We start from the raw sequence: 23312 nt of genomic DNA, 5'->3' as shown, positions 1-23312 counted from the left end.
CCTTTTTTCTTAAATTTTATTCAAAAAAGTGTGAATACTGAATTCCTATATATGTAGGAAAATCAATTTTTCATTCCCTACAAATGTCGTGTTCCAGTTAATGACAATTTTCGAGAAGTTATGTCAAATTTAATCTAATTTTCGTGTAAGAAAAAGGACTTAAGTAAGGAACGTTATGATACTATAAAATATAGACGGAATGTTCAAAAAATATATCGATGCAGGAAAGTAAGGGGAGAGAATGGTGAATCTCACACTAAATAATCATATGAAACTAGTGTTGAAGAATGGCGTTGAACTTTTATGTGATCATCAAGACCAAATTATTAAAGAATGGGCAGGCATTTTGGAATACATGAAAATTCATCATAAAAAATCTGCGCACGCATTTGAGTTCGCTTTTTCATTCTTTTCTCAATTCCTAAAAATGAGTGAACAAAATATCGACCATTTAATTAGTGATATACGGACCGAGTGGTTTCAACAATTTCATAGACCGCCAGAACCAAATTTATTAATTTTTATTTTGTCACTATTAGAAAATGCTGTACATAAAGTAATTAAATTAAATACGACCCGTTCATTTCATTTGCATCCTTCTGTCCAGTTTTTGTTTTCAAAAATTTGCGAAGAAATGCTTGCATCTACAAAACATGACAAGTTTCATATCGATTCACTATGTGAACAGATGGTTCGATCAGAGCAATTAGATATTGAATGGATAGCTAGAGTGGAGCATGTGGAAAATGGGTATCAATTAAAAAAAATTACAGGTTTATCAATGGAAACAAAATTCCAAGTAATAGCATCATCATGGTTCCAAATCACTGAAGAAATATTGCAAAAAACAGGAGGGAAAAAGGGAAGAAGCGATGTTTTTCCTATCCCTTGGAAAAATGAAACTTTGCTCTTTTGTATCAATAATCATGATGGATCGTCTATCGTTCCGTTTTTGACATATGCAATGCATGTGCTGCAAATTGAAGAAGAAAACTATCAAATACATTGGAAAGATGCGGTTATTTTATTTAATGAATGGATAATGCGTTCGAAAAATTTGGATGAGGCAATTAAAAATATTGCCTACGGATATGCACATTATTTGCCATTTGAGAGATGTGCAATTTTTCGCTATTCGAACATCGAAGAAAAAGGACAGGGACTCTTCGGCTATCATTTTAATGATGAAGAAATTCGGAGTATTAAAGAAAATATTGATAATTTTCCTTCATTATATAAAAGTTTAGCACGATTAAATCCTGCAAATGAAGCATTAAAGAATTTTCAGCCCATGTATTTTTCACATGCATCGGAGGAATTTCCTTATCGCTATGTTCAAACGTTCCAACTAGAATCCGTGGTTGTTGCACCGATTTATGTCCCCGCTGATGGTAAGCTTATTGGCGCTGCTTTTTTAGATAGAGGCCCAGGAAAGTTTTTTGATGTTGACAGCAATACATTTGCGGCATTATTAAAATTTGGTCAAGGTGCAGGAGAACTTTTATCAAAATTTACTGAACCTGAACATTGGCCATCAAAAGATCCATTGCTATCTTCAAGAGAAATTAGTGTGTTGGAATTACTTGCGGAAGGAGCCTCCACAACGGAAGCCGCTGAGGCACTTCATTTAAGTGAATATACGGTACGTGATTATGTATCAAATATTATGAAGCGATTAAATGCTAGAAATAGAACGGAAGCTGCTGTTAAGGCAATTCGATTAGGAATTATAAAGTAGAAGTTAAAAACTCATCAATTTTGGTGAGTTTTTTTGTGCAGGGGTGCCTTATTTTCCCTTTCATTTATATATATAAGGTGAAAGGAGGTGAGGCACATGGCTGATATCCTTTTAAAGGGTTCCAGTTTAAAACTTGTTTTTGATAACGGTGTTGATGAAAATGGCAAGCCTATGTTTAAAACAAAAACATTTAATAATATTCGTCTTGAGGCTACGGCGGATGAATTATTAAAGGCTGCACAAGCAATTGATTCGTTATCTCAAAAAGACTTATTTAATGTAGAGCGAAACGATAGCTCTGATGTGAAGGCGTAAGCTATTTTATTAACATTGCTAGGGAGGTGAGAGGATGAAAACTTTGGAGCTTCAATTTACTACATCTGAAAATAAAACAGCACGAATTTCTATCGAGGATCCAATTGAACCGGTTGATACAAACAAAGTAAAAGCAGCGATGGAAGAAATCATTGCATCAAACGTATTCGTTAGTTCAACTGGCTCAGCCTACACTGAAATAAAAGGTGTAAGACTGATCGAAAATAATGTAACAGAGTATACTGTTTAATTAACTTAATTTTTTATATAAGGGAAAGGCCTGAATTCCATTAGGACAGGTCTTTCGTGCTTAATGGAATTTTTTGAAAGACTTGTGGTAATAAGTCAAGAGAAAATCCATAAAAAATAAAGTTGATTTTGGACTTTCAAAGGAAAAAAAGGCGCACTGAACTAAACCCGCACCATCACAAGAACGCTTGTTCGGGTTTGCTGAAAGGATTCAAAAGCAGCTATTTGCTTTTGAGTTACACGCTCCTTTTTGGCGTGTAGAGTTGGTGATTGCGTAGTAGCACATCCACCAAACGCACTAATTTTCTTGCAGTCATGACAAGGGCTCTTTTGTGTTGAAATTTCGGAACTTCTTTATACTTCTTTAAGTAAAATTCACGATAGGCGGGTTCATTTCGTTGGACCGAGTTGGCAGCTTCAACTAAGTAATAACGAAGATACTGATTTCCCGACATGACTCGTGGTGTTCGTTCCGATTCATAGTCGCCTGATTGCGATTTTTTCCAGAAGAGACCGGCATATTTAGCTATTTGCGCTTGTGTTTCAAATCGATCAATTTGACCGATTTCGGCGATAATCCCTGCCGCATAAACCGGACCAATACCCGGCACGCTTTTCAAGCACTGTCCTTCTGGAATAATGTGAAATAGGGACTCAATCCCTTTTTCTAACTCTTTGACCTGGTTTTTAAGTGTTTGAATGAGTTTGGCATAGGTGGCCAATACGACATCAACGGAGTCCTGTACGACCTTGCCTAAACGGTAGGAGTCACGAATCGCCTTTTGGATGGATTTCGCAACTTTTTCTGGCTGACGAAAGCGACCTTTTCCTCTCTCTTGAAGGAACTCAGCCAGCTCTTCCAGCTCCATCTGAGCGATCTCATCCAGCGAAAAGGATTCAGCGAACAACTCCATCATGGTCGAACCAAAAACAGAAGTATCTACTTCATTGGTCAATGTATTGCACTTGTAATAGAGATTTTCAAGGAAATGCTGCTTACACTCGGTCAATTGATGAATGACCTGATAACGAGAACGCGTTAAACGCTGAAGGGCAACATACTTTTCTTCCTTGATGATGGTTTTATTATAGCGCCCAAACCGAAGAAAGTCGGCAATCCGAAATGCATCAATTTTATCGGTTTTATCTTCTTCAAATAAGCCTTTAAACCGATGGATCGCCTTTGGATTTTGAACCACCACTTCCACCCCAATCCGTTTTAAGTCGGCATCGTTATCTAAAAGATGCGCAGGGTGAAAGCTATACACAGAGGTGGATTCCATGCCGACAATGATTTTTTCGTAATGGGATTGTCCATGATAAGCTAAGATATTTTCTTTAATCTGGTTCGCTCCATGAATATCGTTTGGAAAAGTCGTTTCTTTTAAACGTGTGTCTTCGCTGTCCAGAAAACACACATCAAGTTTTTTAGAGCTTACATCAATACCTACAAATAAATTCACGGAAAGGACCTCCTTTCATTTGATTATGGAATAAGCTTGGATACTGCGGGATATCCCTAGAAACAATGGTCTGGCAACAGCCTCGCGTATGAGTATTCAAAAGGTGCGTCTCTAAAAGCTGCCCCAATGTCCACTAACATTGGTATAGAAATACACCGATACAGCTTGTGTGTTTGCAGTACAACCATTGTCTGGGTCACAGTCTTTAATCGTAGTCGAACTACAGGAGGAAACAGCATATTCCCAGTTGGATCCATTCCAATGTCTATTATCCAGGGATATCCCCCAGTATCCAAGCAATTCGGGTTGTGCTATTTATGAATATAAAGAGAGAGCAGCATTGCCTCCATCATAGATAGCAATATCTTAATTATTTAGTTATCAAAGAACAATAAAAGCAATTTCTAAAACTTATTATACGAGGAGGAAGAAAGATGGATCAGCTATTACCCTTCATTAGTGAAGTCGGCTTTCCAATTGTTGTTACGTTGTATCTACTCTATCGTATTGAAACGAAGTTAGATGCAGTTGTACAATCAATCGTAAGCTTGCCCGAGCGTTTGAAGAGAATAGAGTAGAGAAAAAAGCTTGAGAGGGAAAAGACAACCTTTCAAGCTTTTCTGCTATAGTTTACCGCGTTTTTGAATTAATTTTTTATTGGTATAAAGGAAAGTTTAGATTTACGAAAAAAAATGAAATTTTAAGAAGGATTTTCTTTTATTTTTATTGAATATTATAAATGTTAATAAAATTTAAAAGACTGGAGTGCTTATGGTGACTTACATACTAGTGAAAAACGGAACGCTTATTGATGGAAACGGCGGGCAACCCATTCAAAATGCTGCAGTACTAATTAAAGAGAATAAAATTGTGCAAGTAGGAAAGCTTGAAGATATTAATCTCCCCAATGAAGAAGTAGACGTAGTTGATGCGGAAAATGGATACATTCTTCCGGGCTTAATTGATACACATGTTCATTTAATGATGGAATTCACAGATATAAGGAAGTCTTTAGCTACACCGTTCGCATATAAATTTTATCAAGCAATTGGATACATGAAAAAGACCATTGATGCAGGGGTAACTACTGTTCGTGATGCAGGATTTACGGATTTAGGAGTGAAACAGGCGGTGGAGGACGGGCTTGTACTTGGCCCTCGTATGCAAGTAAGCATCAATCCACTGACGATTACGGGTGGTCATGGGGATAACTGGACCCGCTCAGGAATTGATACGACTAGTCCTTCTTACCCTGGAATGCCAAGCGGATTTTGTGATGGGCCGGAACAAGTTCGTCAAAAGGTAAGAGAAATGCTGCGAGCGGGTGCGGATATTATTAAAGTTCATGCAACAGGTGGGGTAATGAGCCCAACAGACCATCCGGAGTTTACGCAATTTTCGCAAGAAGAACTAAGGATTATCGTTGAAGAGGCGAGATTCCGCCGTGGCATTAAAGTAATGGCTCATGCACAAGGTGCAGAAGGGATTAAGAATGCTGTTCGTGCTGGGATTCATTCCATCGAGCATGGGATTTACCTGGACGATGAAGCGATTGAGTTAATGTTGAAGCATGGTACATATTTAGTACCAACATTACTAGCACCAGTAGCGGTATTAGAGCAAGGGAAAAATAGCGACAATATGCCGGAACATGCCATTCAAAAATCATTAGAAGTGATAGATATTCACCATGAAAGTGTCTCGAAGGCTTTCAAAGCTGGTGTGAAAATTGCAATGGGTACTGATGCAGGGGTGATGCCACACGGAAGCAATCTTCGTGAATTAAATCTAATGTGCAGCATTGGTATGAGTCCGATGGAATCAATCGTTGCCACGACAAAAGTAGCTGCAGAATGCCTTGGCTGGGAAGACAAGCTCGGTACAGTTGAGGAAGGAAAACTAGCAGACCTTGTCATTACAAAAGTGGACCCACTTGCAAATATTTCATCACTTGAAGATCAAACGAATATTGTTGCTGTTATGAAAGATGGACAAATAGTAAAAGATCTAAGAGTGGGGACATCGAATTTAGTTACTCAATAATTTTAAAATCAATTTTACTTATGAGAGGTCCTTTATTATTATAAAGGGCTTTTTCTTTACTAAAGACCGCACCTGGATCATGGGCTGCATCCAATGTCATACTACCGAAAAATGCATTTCCTGCTTCGGCAATGAATTTGATATTTAGTAAATCTGGTTATCCAAGTCGCAGGAGCAAACCAGCTGCGGGTAACACAGCAATCGGAAGCATAAGTGATTTACCGATTTTCTGTAAAAATGAAAGCATAACGCCCCTCCTAAAAATAAAGCTAATTACTATTTTAGAATAGTATAAAGTTATTAAGATGTATAGACCAATTATGTGTCATAAATTATTTCGATATAATTTAAAAAATAAAAAAATGGGAGCTAATCTTTCTTAGGCTCCCGTTTATCCATTTCTTGAATAATATCGATCAAGTCTCCTATTGCACGTTCTCGTATATAATCATGATTGTCTTCTAATTGAACTGCCACACTAATTAACATTCTTTTAATATATGTCCAGTCTTCTTTAAAGGATAGAAAATCGATATTTTCCATTGAGGATTCCTCCTTTTATATGTACGTAATTAATGATAATTTAACCGAAATACTGGTTGATTATTCCACTAAAAAATATGAGAAGTGTGAGTATTTCATTTGTCATACGATCAGGGTTTACTATATAATAAAAGTAAATTGGAGAAGTACCCAAGAGGCTGAAGGGGACGCACTCGAAATGCGTTAGGGGTTAACAGCCCGCGTGGGTTCAAATCCCACCTTCTCCGCCATAATGATTACAATATAAATAGTTGAAATTGTGACCTCAACTCTAGGTTTTCGTAAAATGAAGGCTTATGTTTGAACAAAATATGAATTAGTAATTAGTTTTGAGTAAAGTTGTATAAGTTTATAGAAAAGGGCAATCGAATTGAACTCATTCGAATGCCCTTTTTCTCACTTTATTAAGTCAGTATATTAAAAAAGGTCGGCATTAAGTCAGTATATTAAAAAAGGTCGGCAAATGCCTCTTCCTGTAACGATCTCTATTTCTAATATCTTATTATATGAAATAATAAAATCTTTTTCATAAGTTATTAAAAACTTAAATCCCTAATCTGGTGAATATATAACATTACGACAACTTTTATGAAAAAAAGCCTCTGGACTAATCTTAGAGGTTTCTATTATGTATGCCTGTATATTTAGTTAAGTATAAAATTAGCGCTTCTGTTGGATGAGTTTAGAAAAAAGTATATGTTAGTCCAAGCAGATTTTTATATGAATCATAAAAATATATAGAGTAGGTATATACATCATAATTGGATTTAACATTACGTTAATTGTAGTTCATTTTTGTATTTACAATAATTCTTAAACGGCCTTAGCTACTTGGACTAGTATTGCCACTATATTTATGTGAATGAGGGTGGGAGCCGTTAACTGTGGTTACGCCATGAAATTTATGGTAATGGCCTCCATCGGGCAAGGCAATTGCCGGTCCTGTGACACCTCGAATTTCATGTTTATGTCCATCATCAAAGGATGTAACTGTAAAGTATTCATGTGTATGAGGAACTCCACTTGGAGCAGGTTTAGTTGTACCTGCATATCTATGCTCATGTCCAACGTTAAAAGAAGTCACACCGGAAAAATGATGTTTATGAAGAGGCCTCCCATCCCACGAAGTAAGATATAAAACATGTGAATGCTCAGAATCCAAATTAGAATTAGGTGAATGAAAAATTAAACCTGTAATCGGAATATCCATTAAGCTACTCCACCTTCCCTTGATTTGTAAAGCTGTGGAAAATTTCTAGATAAAATTCACTTTCTTATCAACTACAATATATTCCTCGTTTTCGGAAAATTTCATTACATTTGCAGTAATTGTATTCGTTAATGAAAAAAATACGTACTCTTCATAGATGGCTAACGGTCTGTTTCACATCCCTAAGTTTTGGTAAGGTATGATATATGAAAAATAGGACCTGTTTTTCAAGCAGGTCCAAGAATGAATTTAAATAGTTTTTTTGAGCAATTTAAAAAATACGTCTTCTAAAGCGAAATGAAAAGACGAAAATAACTGCTGCAAATGGTATAAATCTTCTGCCAAAACCAGACCTTAAAAAGAATCCTCCTGGAGGTGGATCCCCATCAACGACTCCCCGATACACTCTCCCGTCGCGCATTCGCACTTCAACCGGTTCGCCTCGATATCTCATCATTGGATTCATTTTCCACTTCCTATCTTTTTGTGTTAAACAAAAGGACAGAAGCAGCTGTCCTTTTAGAGGGAAGTTCACTTCATATTTATTCACTCATTATGACCAAAAAGAAGTTCCTACAATGATAAGCAAAATAAACAACACAACGATTAAAACGAAGGAGCTACCACCATAAGATGTTCCCCCATAGCTATAACCACCGTAACCATAAGACATTTATTAGTCACCCCCTAGTTCTATTAATATTAATTGCACTTAAGACATTAATAACCGCCTCCAGAGAAAGAAGTTCCTACAATGATAAGGAGGATGAACAATACTACGATTAAAGCAAATCCCATACCAGTGCCTCCCATTTTGAACACCTCCTACTCTTAAAATGGATACTATATCTATCCACTATTACATTATGTAAATCTTAATTTTAAGGAATGGACAAACATATAGAAAAATAGAAAATCCATGTTTGTCTAATAGATTTAAATCCTATGAGAAAAAGAGGTTGGGACAAAACCCACCTCTGAGATGAAAAAGCCGGTGAAATTTTACGACAAGTAAATTTTCACCGGCTTTAATTATTTTTTGAATAAAAATAAGGACCACTTCTGATAAAATTAAGTCACCACAACAAAATTATACAGAAAGAAGGATCCTTAAGTTTAAAAATTATACCATATTTGAAGCTAGTTATGTCCCAGCCCCTTTAAACATTATTTTGAATTTCCTTTTTCATTTCAATTACAATAAATAATCGCTCTTCTCTACAATTTGGAGACCACTATTCAGTTTTATTAAATTTCCATAACGTTATTAAGCATCATAGGTAGATAGGTGTACATTGATTGATTAAAATCAGTCCGATCCGATTCTTAAGTTCGTCTCAATTTTAGAAAAAATGAAATGTGTTACCGTATGAGCATAAGGATTTACATCATCAATAAATTCTTCTGCTTTAGCAAATGTCTCGAATTGCATTTTAAGCATATAGCAAGCATTTCCAGCAATTCGGTAACAAAACTCTACATTTGAAAGACCCTCAATATATTTCTTAAAAGATTGATAATCGCCATTTTTGATAGTTGCTTCTATAATGCATTGAATAGGGAGCCCTAGTTTACCGTAGTCAACCTCTAATGTATATCTCTTTATTACTCCAAATGATTCCATTCGCCTTACCCGCTCTGTTACAGATGGGGAAGATAAATTAATTCTTCTTCCAAGTTCACTCATCGATAATCGACTATTTTTGCTTAATTCATCAATAATTTTCTTATCAATTGTATCAATTTGCATTTTTAATAAAATCCTCCAATTTGCATTAGTTTTTAAAAGAATATATGTAAAATGAATGTAATATTTAATGTGATTATTTAAAGTTATTCGGTAAAGTTAATACTACAAGGAGGTAGTAATGATGGCAAGAATTAATGAATCTGAATTTGGAGAGACACCTTTTCAAAGACTTTTAGGCCATAATATAGATATCTTAAATGGATGGAATCAATTAGGGGAAGTGCTGGGAAAAGATATGAATCTATCATCTCAACTAAAGGAACAAGTTAGGAGAACGTTAGCGCATAGTAATGGTTGTGAGTATTGCAAGGCAAAAGGAAAACCTGAACCTCATTTGTTCGATGAAAAAATATCTATTGCAGTAGGTTTTGCTGAGGTTTTTATAAAACAAAAAGGGGATATATCAGATGCTCAATTTGATATATTGAGAGGGTATTTTTCGGAAGCAGAAATTAGTGAGCTACTTTCGTTTATTACTTTTACTACCGCTTCCCAGTATTTTGGAGCCATTATGAAATTAGAATCTATGACAACATAATAATATTGCTACACCTGTTATGTTTAGTAGGACAGGTTGGGGAGGAAGTCCATTTTTCTTGTGTAACTAACAGGAAAAGTTTGTTACATTTAATATATTTTACAAAGAAAAATTCGTATCATTCAGCAGGCACAATATGCATAATGCAGCATTAAGTATTAATGATGTACAAAAAGCAATTGAAGATGAAAAATGGGGACTACGAAATAATCCAGAAGCAGAATTAAATATAAGAAAAATACTAAAGTACTGGCGAGAAATCAATTGGCCAGTTATTCACGTGCAACATAGGTCAGATAATACATCTTCAGTGTTTTATCAAGAAGGTAGAGGATTTGAGATCAAAGAAATCGTTAAGCTGATTGACGGAGTTTCAAACCTGAATGAATTTAATTTGCCTTTTTTGAGTAAGTAGGTTTATATATTATATCGAAAATAGAGCGAAATTTGAAATGGCATAGTGGATGCACTCTGTTGACAAATGACACAGTGTCATTTAATATTTAAATACATAATAATGACACCGTGTCATAATAATGTGAATACAGATGAAGGAAAAGTCAATTTATCTGAAGAATGTAAAAAAGTTAATTTCTAAATTACAGAAGCAAGGAATAAATGTCACAATGTGTAAAAGACCAATGATAAAAATGGAACAAAACTAATATATAGATATAGTGTTTTTAGCATAAAGGAGAAAAATGAAATGGGAGTAATAGAAATCGATGATAGAAAGCAAATGAAATTCATGAAAACTGAAATACTTCGATTTATGATGGGATATAAATTTGCTTTGGATGAAATAAATACGAAAATTGACATTTTAAAACAAGAATTTCAAATTATGCATGATTATAATCCGATTGAACACGTAAAGTCGCGGATAAAATCTCCGAAAAGCATATTAAAAAAGGTTAAGAAAAGAGGATATGATTTTTCATTACCTACAATAAAGGAAAAGGTACGTGACATAGCTGGGGTTCGAATTACTTGTTCCTTTATATCGGACATTTATGAAATCAGCAACATGTTACAAAATCAGAAGGATATAGAAGTAGTTGAGGTGAAGGATTATATAAAAAATCCTAAGCCTAATGGCTATCAAAGTTTACATTTAATTATCAAAATTCCTATCTTTATGTCTGATAGAGAAGAACGAGTATATGTAGAGATTCAAATTCGTACAATCGCAATGGATTTTTGGGCGAGTTTGGAGCATAAAATTTATTATAAATACAATAAAGAGGTTCCCCAAAAAATTAAAGATGATTTAAAAGACGCAGCAATTTCTTCTACTTTACTAGATAGGAAAATGGAGAATATCCATAAGGAAATGGATAAAATTAAAGAAAGCGTCAAAGATGAGGATGATTTGCAAGAATTATTGATAAATAATGAAAAATTCCATCTCCCATACGATTTTTTAACAGCGGATTTCATGGGAAGAAGAGAAGACAATTAATGGCTAAAGACTGAATCGTTGTAGAAGCGGTAGAAAATAATTAAAAATGAACTATTTCAAAAGAAAAAGGACAACCTTTCTGTGTTTAGAAGGTTGTCCTTTCATATTATTACTGAAAATTTTTTCGCTAATTAAGCCTTAAGTCCGATAAAAAAATAAAGCTCGAGATTGTTAATCGATTGAAAGGATTTCATTATCATTAAAGTATCGAAAGGGGAAATGAAAATGAAAAAATTCTTGATGTTTATTTTAGCGGGTGTGTTAGGGATTGTTGCTTTAGCGAGTATAGGAAATATTATCGGATTAGCAGTTAGTGTGGCGATTGCCTATTTTTCACTGAAGCAATTTCTAAAATCCGATTCATTTGGAGGGAAATTGTTATGGGCGATTATTGGGGTAATTGCTGTAGGTGCTACTTTTTCAAATCTACCAGCAATTGCGGGGATATTAGCTTTATACCTTCTTTATGTAGGATATAAAAATTGGAAAAAGGAAGAAAAGCCAACCCAATCATCGAAAGATCCATTTACAAGCTTTGACCAACAATGGAATGACATTAAAGGAAAATTTTAAAAAGGAGATTATAAAAATGACAACATTATTCGAAAAAATTAAAAACACCGTATTAGCTGACCTTAACGCCGTAATGGATAAGAAGGAAGAGAAAAATCCAATCGCATTATTGAATCAATATCTACGTGAAAGTGAAAATGAAACAAATAAAGTAGGCAAATTAATTGAGAGACAGTATATGTTGAAAGAAGAATTTTACCGTGAATTGCAACAGGCTGAATTTATGGCGGAAAAAAGAAAAAAACAAGCGAAAATCGCATTAGCAGCTAACGAAGAATCCCTTTATGAAACAGCGATACATGAAGAAGCAATGTACAATGATCAAGTCACTCGATTGAAAGAGGCCTACACACAAGTGACAGTCCAATTAGAAGACCTTGAAAAGAGACATCGCGAAATGAAGCTGAAATTAAAGGATATGCATTTTAAACGGATGGAATTGATGGGGAAAGAAAATGCAATGAAAGCGAACGCCAAAGTTAACACTGTCCTTGATCAATCAGTTGTTGGTAAAGCTACCAATCGTTTCGAGGAAACAGAGCGCTACATGGAGCAACTTGAATCCAAGATCAATACGGGATATGAACAAAGTTTGTTCGATATTAGAATGCAACAATTAGAAAAAGGGTTAGATCAAGAAGGCGAAAATAAATCGCATTGTAGTTGGAGATAAATATGTATGTAGTATAGTGGATAAGTCATCGAGTATAGATGACTTATTTTTTTTATTGCCACATCTGCGGAAATACTTAGTTATTAATGTGGCGGTTGAAAAGGATTACAATAAAAATGTAAAGGATGTGAGCAGATGATTTCCTTAACGAAACGACAGATGGATATTCTGAAACAGCTTTTAGGTCAAGCGGATTATATTAATGTCAAGCAGTTAGCTGAGTTGTATGAAGTAAGTGAAAGAACGATAAGGTATGATCTCGACTTTATTGAAAGTTTCTTAAAAGAATATGATGTTACCTTAATTCGGAAGCCTGGAAAAGGAATATACCTCGAGATAAGTCCTGAAAAGACTTCAAGGATAATAAATGAGCTTTTACAGTTAAATCATTATGTAGTAACGAAAAAGGATCTCATCTATATGCTCAGTATTCAAATTCTTTTAGAACAGAATACCACCCTTGAAAGCCTAGGTGAAACGTTTCAAATAAGTAAAAATAGAGTTTTTCAATATATGGAGAACGTGGAAGAACTGTTTAATCAATACGGTGTAAAGGTCGAGAAAAAACCTTCTCGTGGGATATCTCCTGTTGGAAATGAATTAGATATTCGAAATGCTTTTGCATCCTTATTTAATGAAGCAATTACATTATCAGCACTATCAAAGCAGTATATCTTTCAGCAGTTTGATGAGGAACTGCTTCATTTGTCTAAAAGGTTTACGAAGGACTTTGAGAACCATTTATCTATTCAATTTAGTGACGATTCATTAGACGAGCTTTATTTAATTCTTTGTTTTCAACATACTCGATTACAAAGAGGGTATATCGCTGACTATCCATTTGTTGAGAAAAAGGAATTTTTAAAGACAAAGGATTTTCAGCAATTAAAAGAAATATATCAGTCCATCTTTCACATCACTCTTGAGGACGATGAAGTTGTATATTTATTGAAACAAGTAAAGGGAGCTAAAGTGTCTGTTTATCCGATAGGAGATGTTCCTTTCAGTAAGCAAGAAGATGCGTACCAAATCACTTATTTATTTGCGACTGAAGTGGAAAAACGCTTAGGAATCAATTTTAAACAGGATTTAGAGTTTATGAATGGTTTAATGGTGCATCTGCAGGTTGCCTTGCATCGACTTTTCAATCACCAAAAAATTGAAAACCCTTTAACGGAGCAAGTAAAGTACAAATATCGTTTTATCTTTGAAATTACTCGTAAAGCATTATTGAAAATTGAAGAATTGTATCATTTTCAATTACCGGAAGAGGAGATAGCCTATATTGCTATGCATTTAGGTGCGAGTTATGAAAGACACTCCTTTTCAGGATATATGCCTACAGCGTTAGTTGTTTGCGGATCAGGATTAGCGACTTCTTCGTTATTGGCCACTCGATTAAAGATAATGCTTCCAGAGTTAAAGGCTTTCGGACCAATTAGTATGTCTAATCTCGATCAATACATGGATCAAGAGTTTGATTTTATTATCTCAACCGTACCTTTAACGATAAAGGATTATGAGGTTGTAGTCGTTAATCCACTTTTGGAACCTGAAGAACTGATGACCTTAAAAAAACTAGTTTTTAAGAAAACGTATCAAAAGCAAATGGACGAATTGATTCGAACAGAGCTACCTTTAAAGGATTACCATGAGTTAGGTGATCTTATTCCAATGAACCATATTCAATTACATGGGGATGTGGATAGCTGGAGAAATGCGATTAGACTTGCTAGTCAATCACTTATAGAAAATGGCTTTATAACCAATCAGTATACTCATGCAATGATTCGTGCAGTTGAGGAATTAGGTCCATATATGGTGTTTATTCCAGAAGTGGCTATTGTACATGCATCTTCAAAGGAAGGTGTATTGAAGGATGGCGCAAGTCTTCTTGCATTAGATAAACCAATCCCGTTTGGCGATTCGGAGAAGGTAATGGTTCAACTAATATTTGTTATCTGTTCTACAATGTCTGAGTCCGACTTATTTATTCAACTTGTCCAAATTCTCGAGGAAAACAATAATTTGGAAATCTTAAAAAGCTCAAAACGCATTCAAGAAATTTTGAAATTAAATAATGAAACAGCAAGGTGATGTTTGATATGTCTCAACTGATAAAGATGCAAAACATTCAAGTTCAGCAAGAGGTAGCAAATTGGGAGGAAGCGATTCGGAAGGCCGGGCAATTACTTCTAGCAAATAAAAGTATTGGTTCCGACTATATTGAGGATATGGTGAATGCTATTCATGAATTGGGACCATATATTGTAATTGCCCCTCATATTGCTCTTGCCCATGCAAGACCTAGCGACAAAGTAAAAAGAAATGATATTAGTATCATTACGCTGAAACAACCTGTCGCTTTTGGAAGCGAGCACAATGATCCGGTAAATATTGTTTTTGCCTTTTGTGCGACTGAAAGTGGCGGACATTTAGAACAGCTGACTAATTTAGCGAGTTTGTTAGATAAGGATACGGTTTTAAGTGTTTTAAATAATAGTAATAGTAATGAAGAGGTATTTCAGATTTTAAATAATGAATTTAAAGGAGAATGATAATCATGAAAAATTTAAACATAATTGCGGTTTGTGGATTTGGCGTAGGGTCTTCAATGGTATTAAAAATGAAAATTGACGAGGTATTGAAGGAAGAAGGAATGACTGCAAAGGTTTCTACAGCAGATGTTGGTTCTGCGGCATCAACTCCTTGTGACATTATTTTTACTTCTAATGAGTTAGGAGAAAAATTATCGCAAACTGCAACGGTTCCAGTCGTTAAAGTAAATAATTTTATTGATAAAAATGAAATCAAAGAAAAAGGATTGCCTGTTATTCAAAGCTTGCTTTCATAATTCAAAGGGGATAATAGACTATGCAAATTATTAACTTTATTGTTAACCAAATCCTACGTGAGCCCGCACTATTCTTAGGAATAATTGCGGCCCTTGGATTAATTATTCAAAGGAAAAACTTTTCAGATATTATTAGTGGAACATTAAAAACTGTTATTGGTGTTGTCATATTGACACAAGGTACAAATATTTTAATAAGCTCAATCACACCATTATCTGATGCATTTAATGATCTATATAAAATTCCAGCGGAAAAATCTTTACATCCTCTTGGAGCAGATAAATTTCTTAGTACTTATGGAAGTCAAATCGGGCTGTCAATGCTTCTTGCCTTTTTAATAAATATTATCGTTGCTCGTTTTACTCCATTGAAAAATGTATTCCTAACCGGGCATATGTTGTTTTGGTTCCCATTTGTTTTCACTGCAACAGCGGTTGAAAGTGGCTTAAAGGGTGCAGGAATTGTTATCTTCGCTACTATATTTGCTGCGTTATATTTCATAATTGCACCAGCACTAATTAAACCATTTGTTAAAAAAGTAACAGGTGGAGATTCATTTACACTTGGTCATCCGACAATTGGATTATCCATTGTTTCAGGACTTCTTGGAATGGCCTTTGGAAATAAGAAAAAATCAACTGAGGACATTAAGTTTCCTAAGCAAATCGAATTTTTACGTGAAATCACAATTACTTCTTCATTAGTTATGTTTATCGTGTACTTAATTGTCGGCTTTTTAATCGGCGGCGATCAAGTAGACAAAATCTTTGGAGAAGATAAAAGTTTAGTAACCTTTTCATTATTACAAGGTGTTTTATTTGGAGCTGGTTTAACGATCCTACTTCAAGGTGTACGTATGATGCTTTCTGAAATTATTCCAGCATTTAAAGGGATTTCTGATAAAGTCATTCCGAATGCTGTGCCAGCATTGGATTGTCCAATTATTTTCCCATTTGCACCAAATGCCGTTATTATCGGTTTCCTCGTTTCAATGGTAACTTCAACAATTACCTTATTTATCATAGGTGGAACTGGTTTATTTCCATATGCCATTGTTCCTTTAACGATTACATGTTTCTTTGAAATTGGGACAGCTGCGGTTATCGGTAATGGAACCGGTGGTTTAAGAGGTGCGATTATTGGATCAGCGGTTGCTGGTGTATTGATGATTTTACTCGTAGGAATTTCGATACCGTTCTTACAGCATACTGTATCAGAATGGATTATCGTGTTCGGAGGAAATGATTTATCTTTATGGGCATTTATTTCTGGGGCTCTCGGAAAATTATTTTAGTGGAGGCGTTTGAACTTGAGAAACTATGTTCAAGAATATTATCAACATGTAAATAAGATTACAGCACAAGTACTAGACACCCAATATGATCAGATTCTAAAGGCAGCAAAAGCTTTCTCTGAATCTATTAAAAATGGAAACACGATTTATGTGTTTGGGGCATCTCATGCTGGAATTATTGCAGAAGAGTTGTTTTACCGTACAGGCGGCTTAGCTGTTATTAACCCAATTCTTAATCCGACATTAATGTTAAATACCCGTCCAGTTACATTAACATCACAAATGGAAAGAATGAATGGATTTGGAAAGGAAATCTTCAATTCTACTGCAGCAAAAAGTGGAGACACAATATTAATCCATTCCGTTTCTGGTAGAAATCCGGTATCAGTTGATATGGCACTAGCGGCTAAGGAAAAAGGGTTAACAACGATTGGGCTTACCAATATTACGTATTCCTCTCAAGTTTCATCCAGACATGAAAGTGGAAAAAATCTGTATGAAGTCGTTGATATTGTTATTGATAATTGTGGAGATTTTGAAGATTCCTCTATGCTTTTAGAAGGAATGGATCAAAAAATTGGCCCTACTTCAACCATTATCGGATCGTTTATCGTGAATTCGATTGTAATTGAAACCGTTAATAATCTATTAAAAGCTGGAGTTACTCCGCCAGTATTTCATAGCGCGAATGTCGACGGTGGGGATGAATTCAATAAAAAGGTTTTAGAAAAAAATAAAAATAATATTCATTATATGTAAAAATAAAAGGGTCAAGCGATGTTCTTGACCCTTTTATTTTTGCCGCATAGCTTTTAAAATCGTATATCCATCCGACTGTCTTACCCCAAATCGAAATGGGATGAGATTAATAAAGAAAAGCCAGAAGTTAAATAGTGCAAATAATTGACAGATTCCTAAATGATCAACAGGGTTCCATTGCTGGACAATCAGCCCAATAACACCGTTAAGCAAAGGTCCGAACGCTGAAATCACAATCTGCTCCGTTTTTGAAAAATATGGATATCGTTCACTTGCAGTGTGTGCACCAAGCATATAGAAAATGTATACACAAATCGACCATTTTCTATTCTGAATAGAAAACAGTTTAGGTCCAGCACCAATATTCAGTTCAATTTTGTCTGCTTTCATCAAATAGGAACCTAATGCATGACCAAGCTCGTGAATAAATACAGTAATGGGCGCTGCAATCAATAGGAATATAAGAATAATCATGGCGAACTACCTTTTTTATTTTATTTTACCATTTATAAAGGGTCTCATTTTGAAAATTTGTATCTATTTTATTTCACTTAATTCCGACCTATTCAGTAGAAATTAAATATAAGAATCGTTAAAATGAAGATATAGTTTTGATGAGAGAGGTGCAGTCAATGGATTTACTAGCTTTACAAACGATAGATGAACGGTTGGATGCAATTAGAGAATTTATTCCTGTTTTTAAAAAACGTGCAGTAAAAAATGACCAAGAAGGACGTTTTCCATTTGAAAATATCCGCGATTTGAAAGGGATCAACTATACACAACTTACTGCACCTAAGATGTTTGGCGGGGGAGAGATTCCTTTATACGAGTTTGTTCGATATCAGGAGGAAATTGCTATCGGTGATGGCGCAACTGCTTTATCCATCGGCTGGCATATGGGACTAATGATGAATTTAACAAAAAACCGTCCGTGGGAGGAAAAACTATTTTCCTATATTTGTCGGAAAGTGAGCGAGGGGGCGCTACTTAATGTGTGTGCAACAGAAGAACAAACAGGAAGCCCAACAAGAGGCGGAAAACCGCTCACAAGCGCGGTGAAACTTGGAGATAAATGGCTAATTAATGGAAGAAAGACATTTTCAACGATGGCGCCAATGCTGGATTTTTTTGTTGTTTCTGCAACGATCGAGGAAACAAATGATGTTGCCTTCTTTTTAATTCCCCGAGACTCAGACGGCGTTTCTATTAAGGAAACATGGGATAGTGTGGCCATGAGAGCATCTGGGAGTCATGATTTAGTGTTAGAAAATGTGAGCATTCCTTTAGACTACTTAACTGAAAAACTTTCTAATCGCAAAAAGGCAGCGACTGGCTATCTGCTTCATATTCCTGCCTGTTATTTAGGAATAGCAGAAGCGGCAAAGCGGGAGGCAGTTCTTTTCGCAAAAAATTACACGCCGAATAGTTTGTCTCACCCTATTTTTGAGTTACCTGCCATCCAACATAAATTAGGAGAAATCGAGCTGAAACTTATGCAATCTCGTCACTTTTTATATTCAGTAGCAAAAATGTGGGATGAATCCTCACCGGAAATACAAAATCAAATGGGACCGGAACTTGGGGCGGTTAAATTAGCGGTGACGAATCAGGCAGTAGAAATTGTTGATCTTGCGATGCGCATTGTCGGTGCAAGAAGCTTGTCAGAAAAAAGTCCTTTGCAGCGGTATTATCGAGATGTTAGGGCAGGACTACATAATCCGCCAATGGATGATATGACACTGATGCTATTAGCAAAAAGGATCTGAAAAAAATACGAAAAAGGGCAGCTTTCTTATCGGAAGCTGTCCATTTTTATAGAAATTTCACCATGACTGAATAGCACTTTTAAAAGAGCCTAAATTTTTAAAAATAGTCATATCCCCAATCGCACTGAGTCATTTTTCCATAGTCTATAAGTGTAAAGGAAAGAGGAGGTGGTTATAAATGGGTGGAGCAGGTTTTGGAACAGGATTCGCATTGCTCGTCGTCCTATTTATTTTGTTAATCATTGTTGGAGCAGCGTATCTGTACTAACAAAATTTTATTAAAGGAGTGGATCGATTGATGTTTGGTTACGGAGGCTTCGGTGGCGGTTGTGGCTGCGGCGGTTATGGCGGTTATGGCTACGGTGGCGGATACGGCAGAGGTGGCGGATTTGCACTAATCGTAGTATTGTTCATCCTTCTTATTATTGTTGGAGCAGCTTGGTTGTAAACTGAAAATTAAGGAAATCGGCAAGTATGCTGATTTCCTTTTAGCTTTGTGAAATTTTACTAAAATGTAAAAAGAATTCAATAATATATCTTAAATTTCTTAAATAGGATATACTAATAGTAGTACATAGAAGGGAGAATCATTATGGCATATTTTAAAGGCCAGAAAGAGCCTGTTCCCGAAGTCGAAACAAATGTTTGGTCCTGTACAAGTGATAGCTGCCAAGGGTGGATGAGAGAAGCGTTCAGTTTAGATGAAAAACCGAAATGCCCGCTTTGTCATTCAGACATGGACAAAGAAACAAGAATTCTGCCGGTTATTGAGTAACATTTCTCAACTAGCTTAATTGCACATACAATAACGGAAAAGAAAAACAGTCTCGTTTACATAATGAGACTGTTTTTTTTGTTCAAGTATGTTTATTTTCAGGCCTATTATAATAGTCCTAATTATTAATCAAATCTTTACGTTTTTCAGGTGTTTTGCCCTATATGTGAATGAAAAAAATGTTGATAAAGTAGTTTTAGGTATGTCACATTTCTATGATTTTAGTAGAAAAATGTGTCATATTACTAAATTCCTATGGGAGGTAAAATATGAAGAAGGTAAAAAGCCTGTTTTTAAAGGTCGTCATGGCAATTCTAGTAGTAGGAACTTTGCCATCCCTGTCTGGGTTGCAAGCTGTACATGCTGAGGGTCCGAATGATCCAGCACCTGAGATTAAACCTGTGAATGATAATGGGAAAAAGGTATTGTTTGATAACACCCACGGTCAAACAGCTGGTGCGGCTGACTGGGTCATTGATGGGGGATTTTCTGATTTTGGAAATGCCATTGCAAAAAAAGGTTACTATGTAAAAGAACTTCGTAAGACGACACCAATTACGTATGATGATTTGAAAGCGTATGATGTATTTGTGATTGGAGAAGCAAATATTCCGTATAAAAAATCTGAACAAAATGCAATGATTCAATATGTACAAACAGGCGGAAGTATTTTCTTTATTGCCGATCACTACAATGCGGATCGTAACAAAAACCGTTGGGATGCTTCTGAAGTGTTCAATGGCTATCGTCGAGGTGCATTCGAAAATCCTGCCAAAGGCATGTCGACTGAAGAAGCTAACTCACTTGCCATGCAAGGTGTAGAGAGCTCTGATTGGTTATCTGATAACTTTGGACTTCGTTTTCGCTATAACGCGGTCGGCGATGTAAATGCAACAACAATCGTTTCTCCAAATAGTACTTTTGGAATTACTAGCGGTGTTGATTCTGTTGCGGTCCATGCCGGGTCCACGGTTGCTATTACGGATCCAAAACGTGCAAAAGGTCTAGTTTACCTTCCATCATTATCTTCTAAAGATAAATGGAATAATGCGGTCGATCAAGGTGTATATTTTGGCGGCGGTGTGGATGAGGGCGCCTATGCAGCAATTTCAAAACTTGGAAAAGGAAAAGCTGCATTTATTGGTGATTCTTCCCCGGTTGAGGATGCCACTCCAAAATATGTACGTGAAGAAAACGGTGCAAAGAAAACAACGTATAATGGATTTAAAGAACAAGATGATGCTGTTCTTTTAACAAATATAATTGACTGGTTAGCTATGGATGAAGATTATACAAGTTTCGAAGGGAAAATTCCTTTAGATAAAGAGTCTCCAATTCTAGATATGGAAATTCCGAGTAAGTCAACGGAACCACAACCGGAGCCATGGTCACCACCTGCTGCAGGTTATAAGTGGTATGATTCCAGTACATTTGCTCCAGGATCTTACGGGTCATCCAAGCCTCCTGAAGTAAACGCGGAATATTCATTTGTACACCAAGCTGTATTGCCAAATCAGCAAGAATTCCAAATTCGTGTATCAGTTGATCATTTAGCTCCTGGACAAACTGTTTCTGGATTAAAAGCAGGGATCTATTTAACTGGTGGAGAGCAAATCGCGAAATTCCAAAATGAGGACGGCACGTGGCCAACTTCTTACAATTATAGCTCGGAGTTTTCTGTTACGGTTGATAAGACGGGCCATGCAAGTAAGGATTTAACTGTAAAAATCAATCCTGCGAAATCAGGTGCTGCAAGCTTACGACTAAAAAGCGGCAGCAAAAATATCATTACAGAGGCGGTAACTGTTGATAATGTTAATGCTGAGCCATTGCCAGATGATAAACCGAATTTACCGGAAAAAATTTCAATTCAAGATGCAAGAACAGCACAGGTTGGAAAAACCGTAACGATTGAAGGTGTTGTTACTTCTAAACCAGGTGCCTTTGGTGGACAAGGGTTCTATTTACAGGATGATACTGCTGGAATTTATGTTTTCCAAAATGAAGCGGGTTATCAAGTAGGTGATGTTTTAAAAATTACTGCAACAACAGAAGTGTATAATAATGAACTTGAGCTAACAAATCCAGTAGCAATTGAAAAAACAGGAACAAAACCCGTACCTGAAGCAAAAGTTGTGACTGAACTAGGAGATGCAAATCAAGGGCAGCTTGTACAATTAGAAAATGTGAAAATTGGAAATTTAGCGGTTGCCGGTCGTGCATTTGAATTCGATGCAACGAAGGATGGAAAATCGACGCGAATTCGTGTCGATGAGCGTACGGGTGTTACCTATGATGAGTTTTCAAAAAAATATAAAAATGGTGATGTGCTAAATATCACGGGGATCTCATCTATTTTTAAAGATGTATACCAGCTAAAACCATTAAGTTTTGATCATTTTAAAATTGCCGATGCAACTGGTCCAGTAATTAAAGATATTAATCCATTAAGCATCTATCCGTACGAATCCTTTGAACAAAACGTAGAAGTGACGGACGAAGGCAGTGGTGTAGCTAAAGTTACAATTACTTTGGATGGAAACGAAGTGTCGAATCCAATTAAAGTAGAACCTTTTACATTAGCACGTGGAAATCACACAATCGTTGTAAAAGCAGCTGACCAAGCAGGTAATGAGAGTGTGAAGGAATTCACTCTTGTTGTACAAATGGATTTGAATCATTTAGATGAATATCTTGATAAAGGGTATGAAAAAGGACTTATTACAAATAAAGGGATATATAAAAGTCTTTCAGCGAAAGCACAAACAGCACAAAAAGCAAAGCTGAAAATGGTTAGGTGTACACTTTTAAATACTCTTGAGTTTGAAGTAAGATTGCATAGTGACAGAAAGATCGATAAAGACTATGCAAAATCACTCATCGAAGTCATTAACTATTTAAAAAAGTAAATTAAAAAGTCAGCCTTTGAAGGGGCTGACTTTTTGTGCGATGGGCAGTCGCGTGGAATGTTGACTTAGTCAACATTCTTCTTTTCATTATCTGAAAGAGACGTCATTTCGATGAAACGACTTAGAGAGGATAATCAATTTGAATCCCAGATGGTGAAAGTTTATACCTAAGAGACTGACCTAGCTTGGGAAGCCTAATCTAGGGCAGCATCGTGTGGTATTGTCTGAAGGAGATGCGGAAAGTGAGAGATCCGCAGGTGAATTGGTAGACCCTAATGCAATAAGTGTGAAGCACGGTGACGAGATAAGTTGGTGACTTTTCGAAAAGTGAGGAAGCCCACTTAAAAGGAATTTTCTTTAGAAGTCAGAACGAGAAAATGTGACTTATAGCGTG

Annotated in this window: 27 protein-coding genes, 1 tRNA gene and 1 pseudogene; 21 read left to right on the top strand and 8 right to left on the bottom strand. The window is 35.9% G+C overall.

Features of this window, described 5'->3' with window-relative positions; all coding sequences use genetic code 11:
• Positions 1–244 precede the first annotated feature (244 nt).
• The 3 genes from MKY81_RS02595 (at position 245) to MKY81_RS02585 (ending at position 2303) form a co-directional block, all read left to right on the top strand.
• Entirely contained in the window at positions 245–1738 is a 1494-nt protein-coding gene (locus MKY81_RS02595; protein ID WP_107957906.1) for a response regulator transcription factor, read from the top strand.
• A 96-nt stretch (positions 1739–1834) separates the two neighbouring features.
• Positions 1835–2053: a DUF1659 domain-containing protein gene (locus tag MKY81_RS02590; RefSeq protein WP_066227497.1), complete on the top strand. Its 219-nt coding sequence runs from the start codon at positions 1835–1837 to the stop codon at positions 2051–2053.
• A 34-nt stretch (positions 2054–2087) separates the two neighbouring features.
• The gene (locus MKY81_RS02585) at positions 2088–2303 is read left to right on the top strand and encodes a DUF2922 domain-containing protein (RefSeq protein ID WP_066227495.1); all 216 of its coding nucleotides are present in this window, start codon (positions 2088–2090) and stop codon (positions 2301–2303) included.
• A 235-nt stretch (positions 2304–2538) separates the two neighbouring features.
• Here the strand turns inward: MKY81_RS02585 and MKY81_RS02580 are convergent, their stop codons facing one another.
• Positions 2539–3765 (bottom strand): IS110 family transposase, encoded by a 1227-nt coding sequence (locus MKY81_RS02580; RefSeq protein ID WP_108073350.1) that lies wholly within the window; start codon positions 3763–3765, stop codon positions 2539–2541.
• A gap of 434 nt (positions 3766–4199) precedes the next feature.
• Between MKY81_RS02580 and MKY81_RS02575 the strand changes: the two genes are divergently transcribed.
• Both MKY81_RS02575 and MKY81_RS02570 read left to right on the top strand, forming a co-directional pair.
• Positions 4200–4343 (top strand): YvrJ family protein, encoded by a 144-nt coding sequence (locus tag MKY81_RS02575; protein WP_066227493.1) that lies wholly within the window; start codon positions 4200–4202, stop codon positions 4341–4343.
• A 196-nt stretch (positions 4344–4539) separates the two neighbouring features.
• Complete coding sequence (locus MKY81_RS02570; protein ID WP_066227490.1) at positions 4540–5808, top strand: metal-dependent hydrolase family protein; 1269 nt, start codon at positions 4540–4542, stop codon at positions 5806–5808.
• A gap of 369 nt (positions 5809–6177) precedes the next feature.
• On the opposite strand, the gene MKY81_RS02565 is transcribed toward MKY81_RS02570, so the two are convergent.
• Positions 6178–6351 (bottom strand): hypothetical protein, encoded by a 174-nt coding sequence (locus tag MKY81_RS02565; RefSeq protein WP_160331392.1) that lies wholly within the window; start codon positions 6349–6351, stop codon positions 6178–6180.
• Positions 6352–6491: 140 nt separating this feature from the next.
• Between MKY81_RS02565 and MKY81_RS02560 the strand changes: the two genes are divergently transcribed.
• Positions 6492–6581, top strand: a tRNA-Ser gene (locus tag MKY81_RS02560).
• A gap of 593 nt (positions 6582–7174) precedes the next feature.
• Here the strand turns inward: MKY81_RS02560 and MKY81_RS02555 are convergent.
• The 5 genes from MKY81_RS02555 to MKY81_RS02535 form a co-directional block, all read right to left on the bottom strand.
• Positions 7175–7561, bottom strand: coding sequence for a YmaF family protein (locus tag MKY81_RS02555; protein ID WP_066225772.1), 387 nt, complete (start codon positions 7559–7561; stop codon positions 7175–7177).
• Positions 7562–7832: 271 nt separating this feature from the next.
• Positions 7833–8027, bottom strand: coding sequence for a hypothetical protein (locus MKY81_RS02550; protein WP_066225776.1), 195 nt, complete (start codon positions 8025–8027; stop codon positions 7833–7835).
• Positions 8028–8114: 87 nt separating this feature from the next.
• On the bottom strand, positions 8115–8234 hold the full coding sequence (locus MKY81_RS02545; protein ID WP_066225778.1) for a YjcZ family sporulation protein: 120 nt from the start codon (positions 8232–8234) through the stop codon (positions 8115–8117).
• Positions 8235–8281: 47 nt separating this feature from the next.
• On the bottom strand, positions 8282–8374 hold the full coding sequence (locus MKY81_RS02540; protein WP_084347321.1) for a YjcZ family sporulation protein: 93 nt from the start codon (positions 8372–8374) through the stop codon (positions 8282–8284).
• Positions 8375–8870: 496 nt separating this feature from the next.
• Positions 8871–9311, bottom strand: a complete 441-nt coding sequence (locus MKY81_RS02535) for an Lrp/AsnC family transcriptional regulator (RefSeq protein WP_107958523.1) — start codon at positions 9309–9311, stop codon at positions 8871–8873.
• Positions 9312–9432: 121 nt separating this feature from the next.
• On the opposite strand from MKY81_RS02535, the gene MKY81_RS02530 reads away from it, so the two are divergent.
• From MKY81_RS02530 to MKY81_RS02485, 10 genes are all read left to right on the top strand, one after another.
• A complete protein-coding gene (locus MKY81_RS02530) occupies positions 9433–9849 on the top strand; it encodes a carboxymuconolactone decarboxylase family protein (RefSeq protein ID WP_107958525.1) in 417 nt (138 codons plus the stop codon).
• Between the two features lie 136 nt (positions 9850–9985).
• Positions 9986–10264: a hypothetical protein gene (locus MKY81_RS02525; RefSeq protein WP_107958527.1), complete on the top strand. Its 279-nt coding sequence runs from the start codon at positions 9986–9988 to the stop codon at positions 10262–10264.
• Between the two features lie 291 nt (positions 10265–10555).
• Positions 10556–11311, top strand: a complete 756-nt coding sequence (locus MKY81_RS02520; protein WP_107958529.1) for a GTP pyrophosphokinase — start codon at positions 10556–10558, stop codon at positions 11309–11311.
• Between the two features lie 225 nt (positions 11312–11536).
• Positions 11537–11884 (top strand): lmo0954 family membrane protein, encoded by a 348-nt coding sequence (locus MKY81_RS02515; protein WP_066225780.1) that lies wholly within the window; start codon positions 11537–11539, stop codon positions 11882–11884.
• Between the two features lie 16 nt (positions 11885–11900).
• A complete protein-coding gene (locus tag MKY81_RS02510; protein WP_328007312.1) occupies positions 11901–12557 on the top strand; it encodes a PspA/IM30 family protein in 657 nt (218 codons plus the stop codon).
• A gap of 135 nt (positions 12558–12692) precedes the next feature.
• On the top strand, positions 12693–14654 hold the full coding sequence (locus MKY81_RS02505) for a BglG family transcription antiterminator (protein WP_066225784.1): 1962 nt from the start codon (positions 12693–12695) through the stop codon (positions 14652–14654).
• A gap of 8 nt (positions 14655–14662) precedes the next feature.
• On the top strand, positions 14663–15115 hold the full coding sequence (locus MKY81_RS02500; protein WP_328007311.1) for a PTS sugar transporter subunit IIA: 453 nt from the start codon (positions 14663–14665) through the stop codon (positions 15113–15115).
• A 5-nt stretch (positions 15116–15120) separates the two neighbouring features.
• A complete protein-coding gene (locus tag MKY81_RS02495; RefSeq protein WP_066225787.1) occupies positions 15121–15411 on the top strand; it encodes a PTS sugar transporter subunit IIB in 291 nt (96 codons plus the stop codon).
• Positions 15412–15431: 20 nt separating this feature from the next.
• Positions 15432–16706: a PTS ascorbate transporter subunit IIC gene (locus MKY81_RS02490; RefSeq protein ID WP_108073594.1), complete on the top strand. Its 1275-nt coding sequence runs from the start codon at positions 15432–15434 to the stop codon at positions 16704–16706.
• A 15-nt stretch (positions 16707–16721) separates the two neighbouring features.
• A complete protein-coding gene (locus MKY81_RS02485; RefSeq protein ID WP_202299925.1) occupies positions 16722–17465 on the top strand; it encodes a sugar isomerase domain-containing protein in 744 nt (247 codons plus the stop codon).
• A 33-nt stretch (positions 17466–17498) separates the two neighbouring features.
• Here MKY81_RS02485 and MKY81_RS02480 read toward each other — a convergent pair whose 3' ends face one another.
• A complete protein-coding gene (locus tag MKY81_RS02480; protein WP_328007310.1) occupies positions 17499–17939 on the bottom strand; it encodes a site-2 protease family protein in 441 nt (146 codons plus the stop codon).
• A gap of 158 nt (positions 17940–18097) precedes the next feature.
• Between MKY81_RS02480 and MKY81_RS02475 the strand changes: the two genes are divergently transcribed.
• The 5 genes and pseudogenes from MKY81_RS02475 (at position 18098) to MKY81_RS02455 (ending at position 22918) form a co-directional block, all read left to right on the top strand.
• On the top strand, positions 18098–19234 hold the full coding sequence (locus tag MKY81_RS02475; RefSeq protein WP_107958538.1) for an acyl-CoA dehydrogenase family protein: 1137 nt from the start codon (positions 18098–18100) through the stop codon (positions 19232–19234).
• A gap of 178 nt (positions 19235–19412) precedes the next feature.
• Positions 19413–19502 carry a YjcZ family sporulation protein gene (locus MKY81_RS02470; protein ID WP_084347325.1) on the top strand — a complete coding sequence of 30 codons (90 nt, stop codon included), beginning with the start codon at positions 19413–19415 and terminating at the stop codon, positions 19500–19502.
• 96 nt (positions 19503–19598) lie between these two features.
• A pseudogene (locus MKY81_RS21050) lies at positions 19599–19682 on the top strand (YjcZ family sporulation protein); the annotation flags it as partial.
• Between the two features lie 144 nt (positions 19683–19826).
• Positions 19827–20009, top strand: a complete 183-nt coding sequence (locus tag MKY81_RS02460; RefSeq protein WP_066225803.1) for a cold-shock protein — start codon at positions 19827–19829, stop codon at positions 20007–20009.
• Between the two features lie 269 nt (positions 20010–20278).
• Positions 20279–22918 (top strand): DUF5689 domain-containing protein, encoded by a 2640-nt coding sequence (locus tag MKY81_RS02455; RefSeq protein WP_341116550.1) that lies wholly within the window; start codon positions 20279–20281, stop codon positions 22916–22918.
• Positions 22919–23312 lie beyond the last annotated feature (394 nt).

Source organism: Heyndrickxia sp. FSL W8-0423 (assembly GCF_038009395.1).
Lineage (GTDB): Bacteria > Bacillota > Bacilli > Bacillales > Bacillaceae_C > Heyndrickxia > Heyndrickxia sporothermodurans.
Note: the sequence above shows the minus strand (reverse complement) of the source record. Positions and strands in the feature narration are given on the sequence as shown.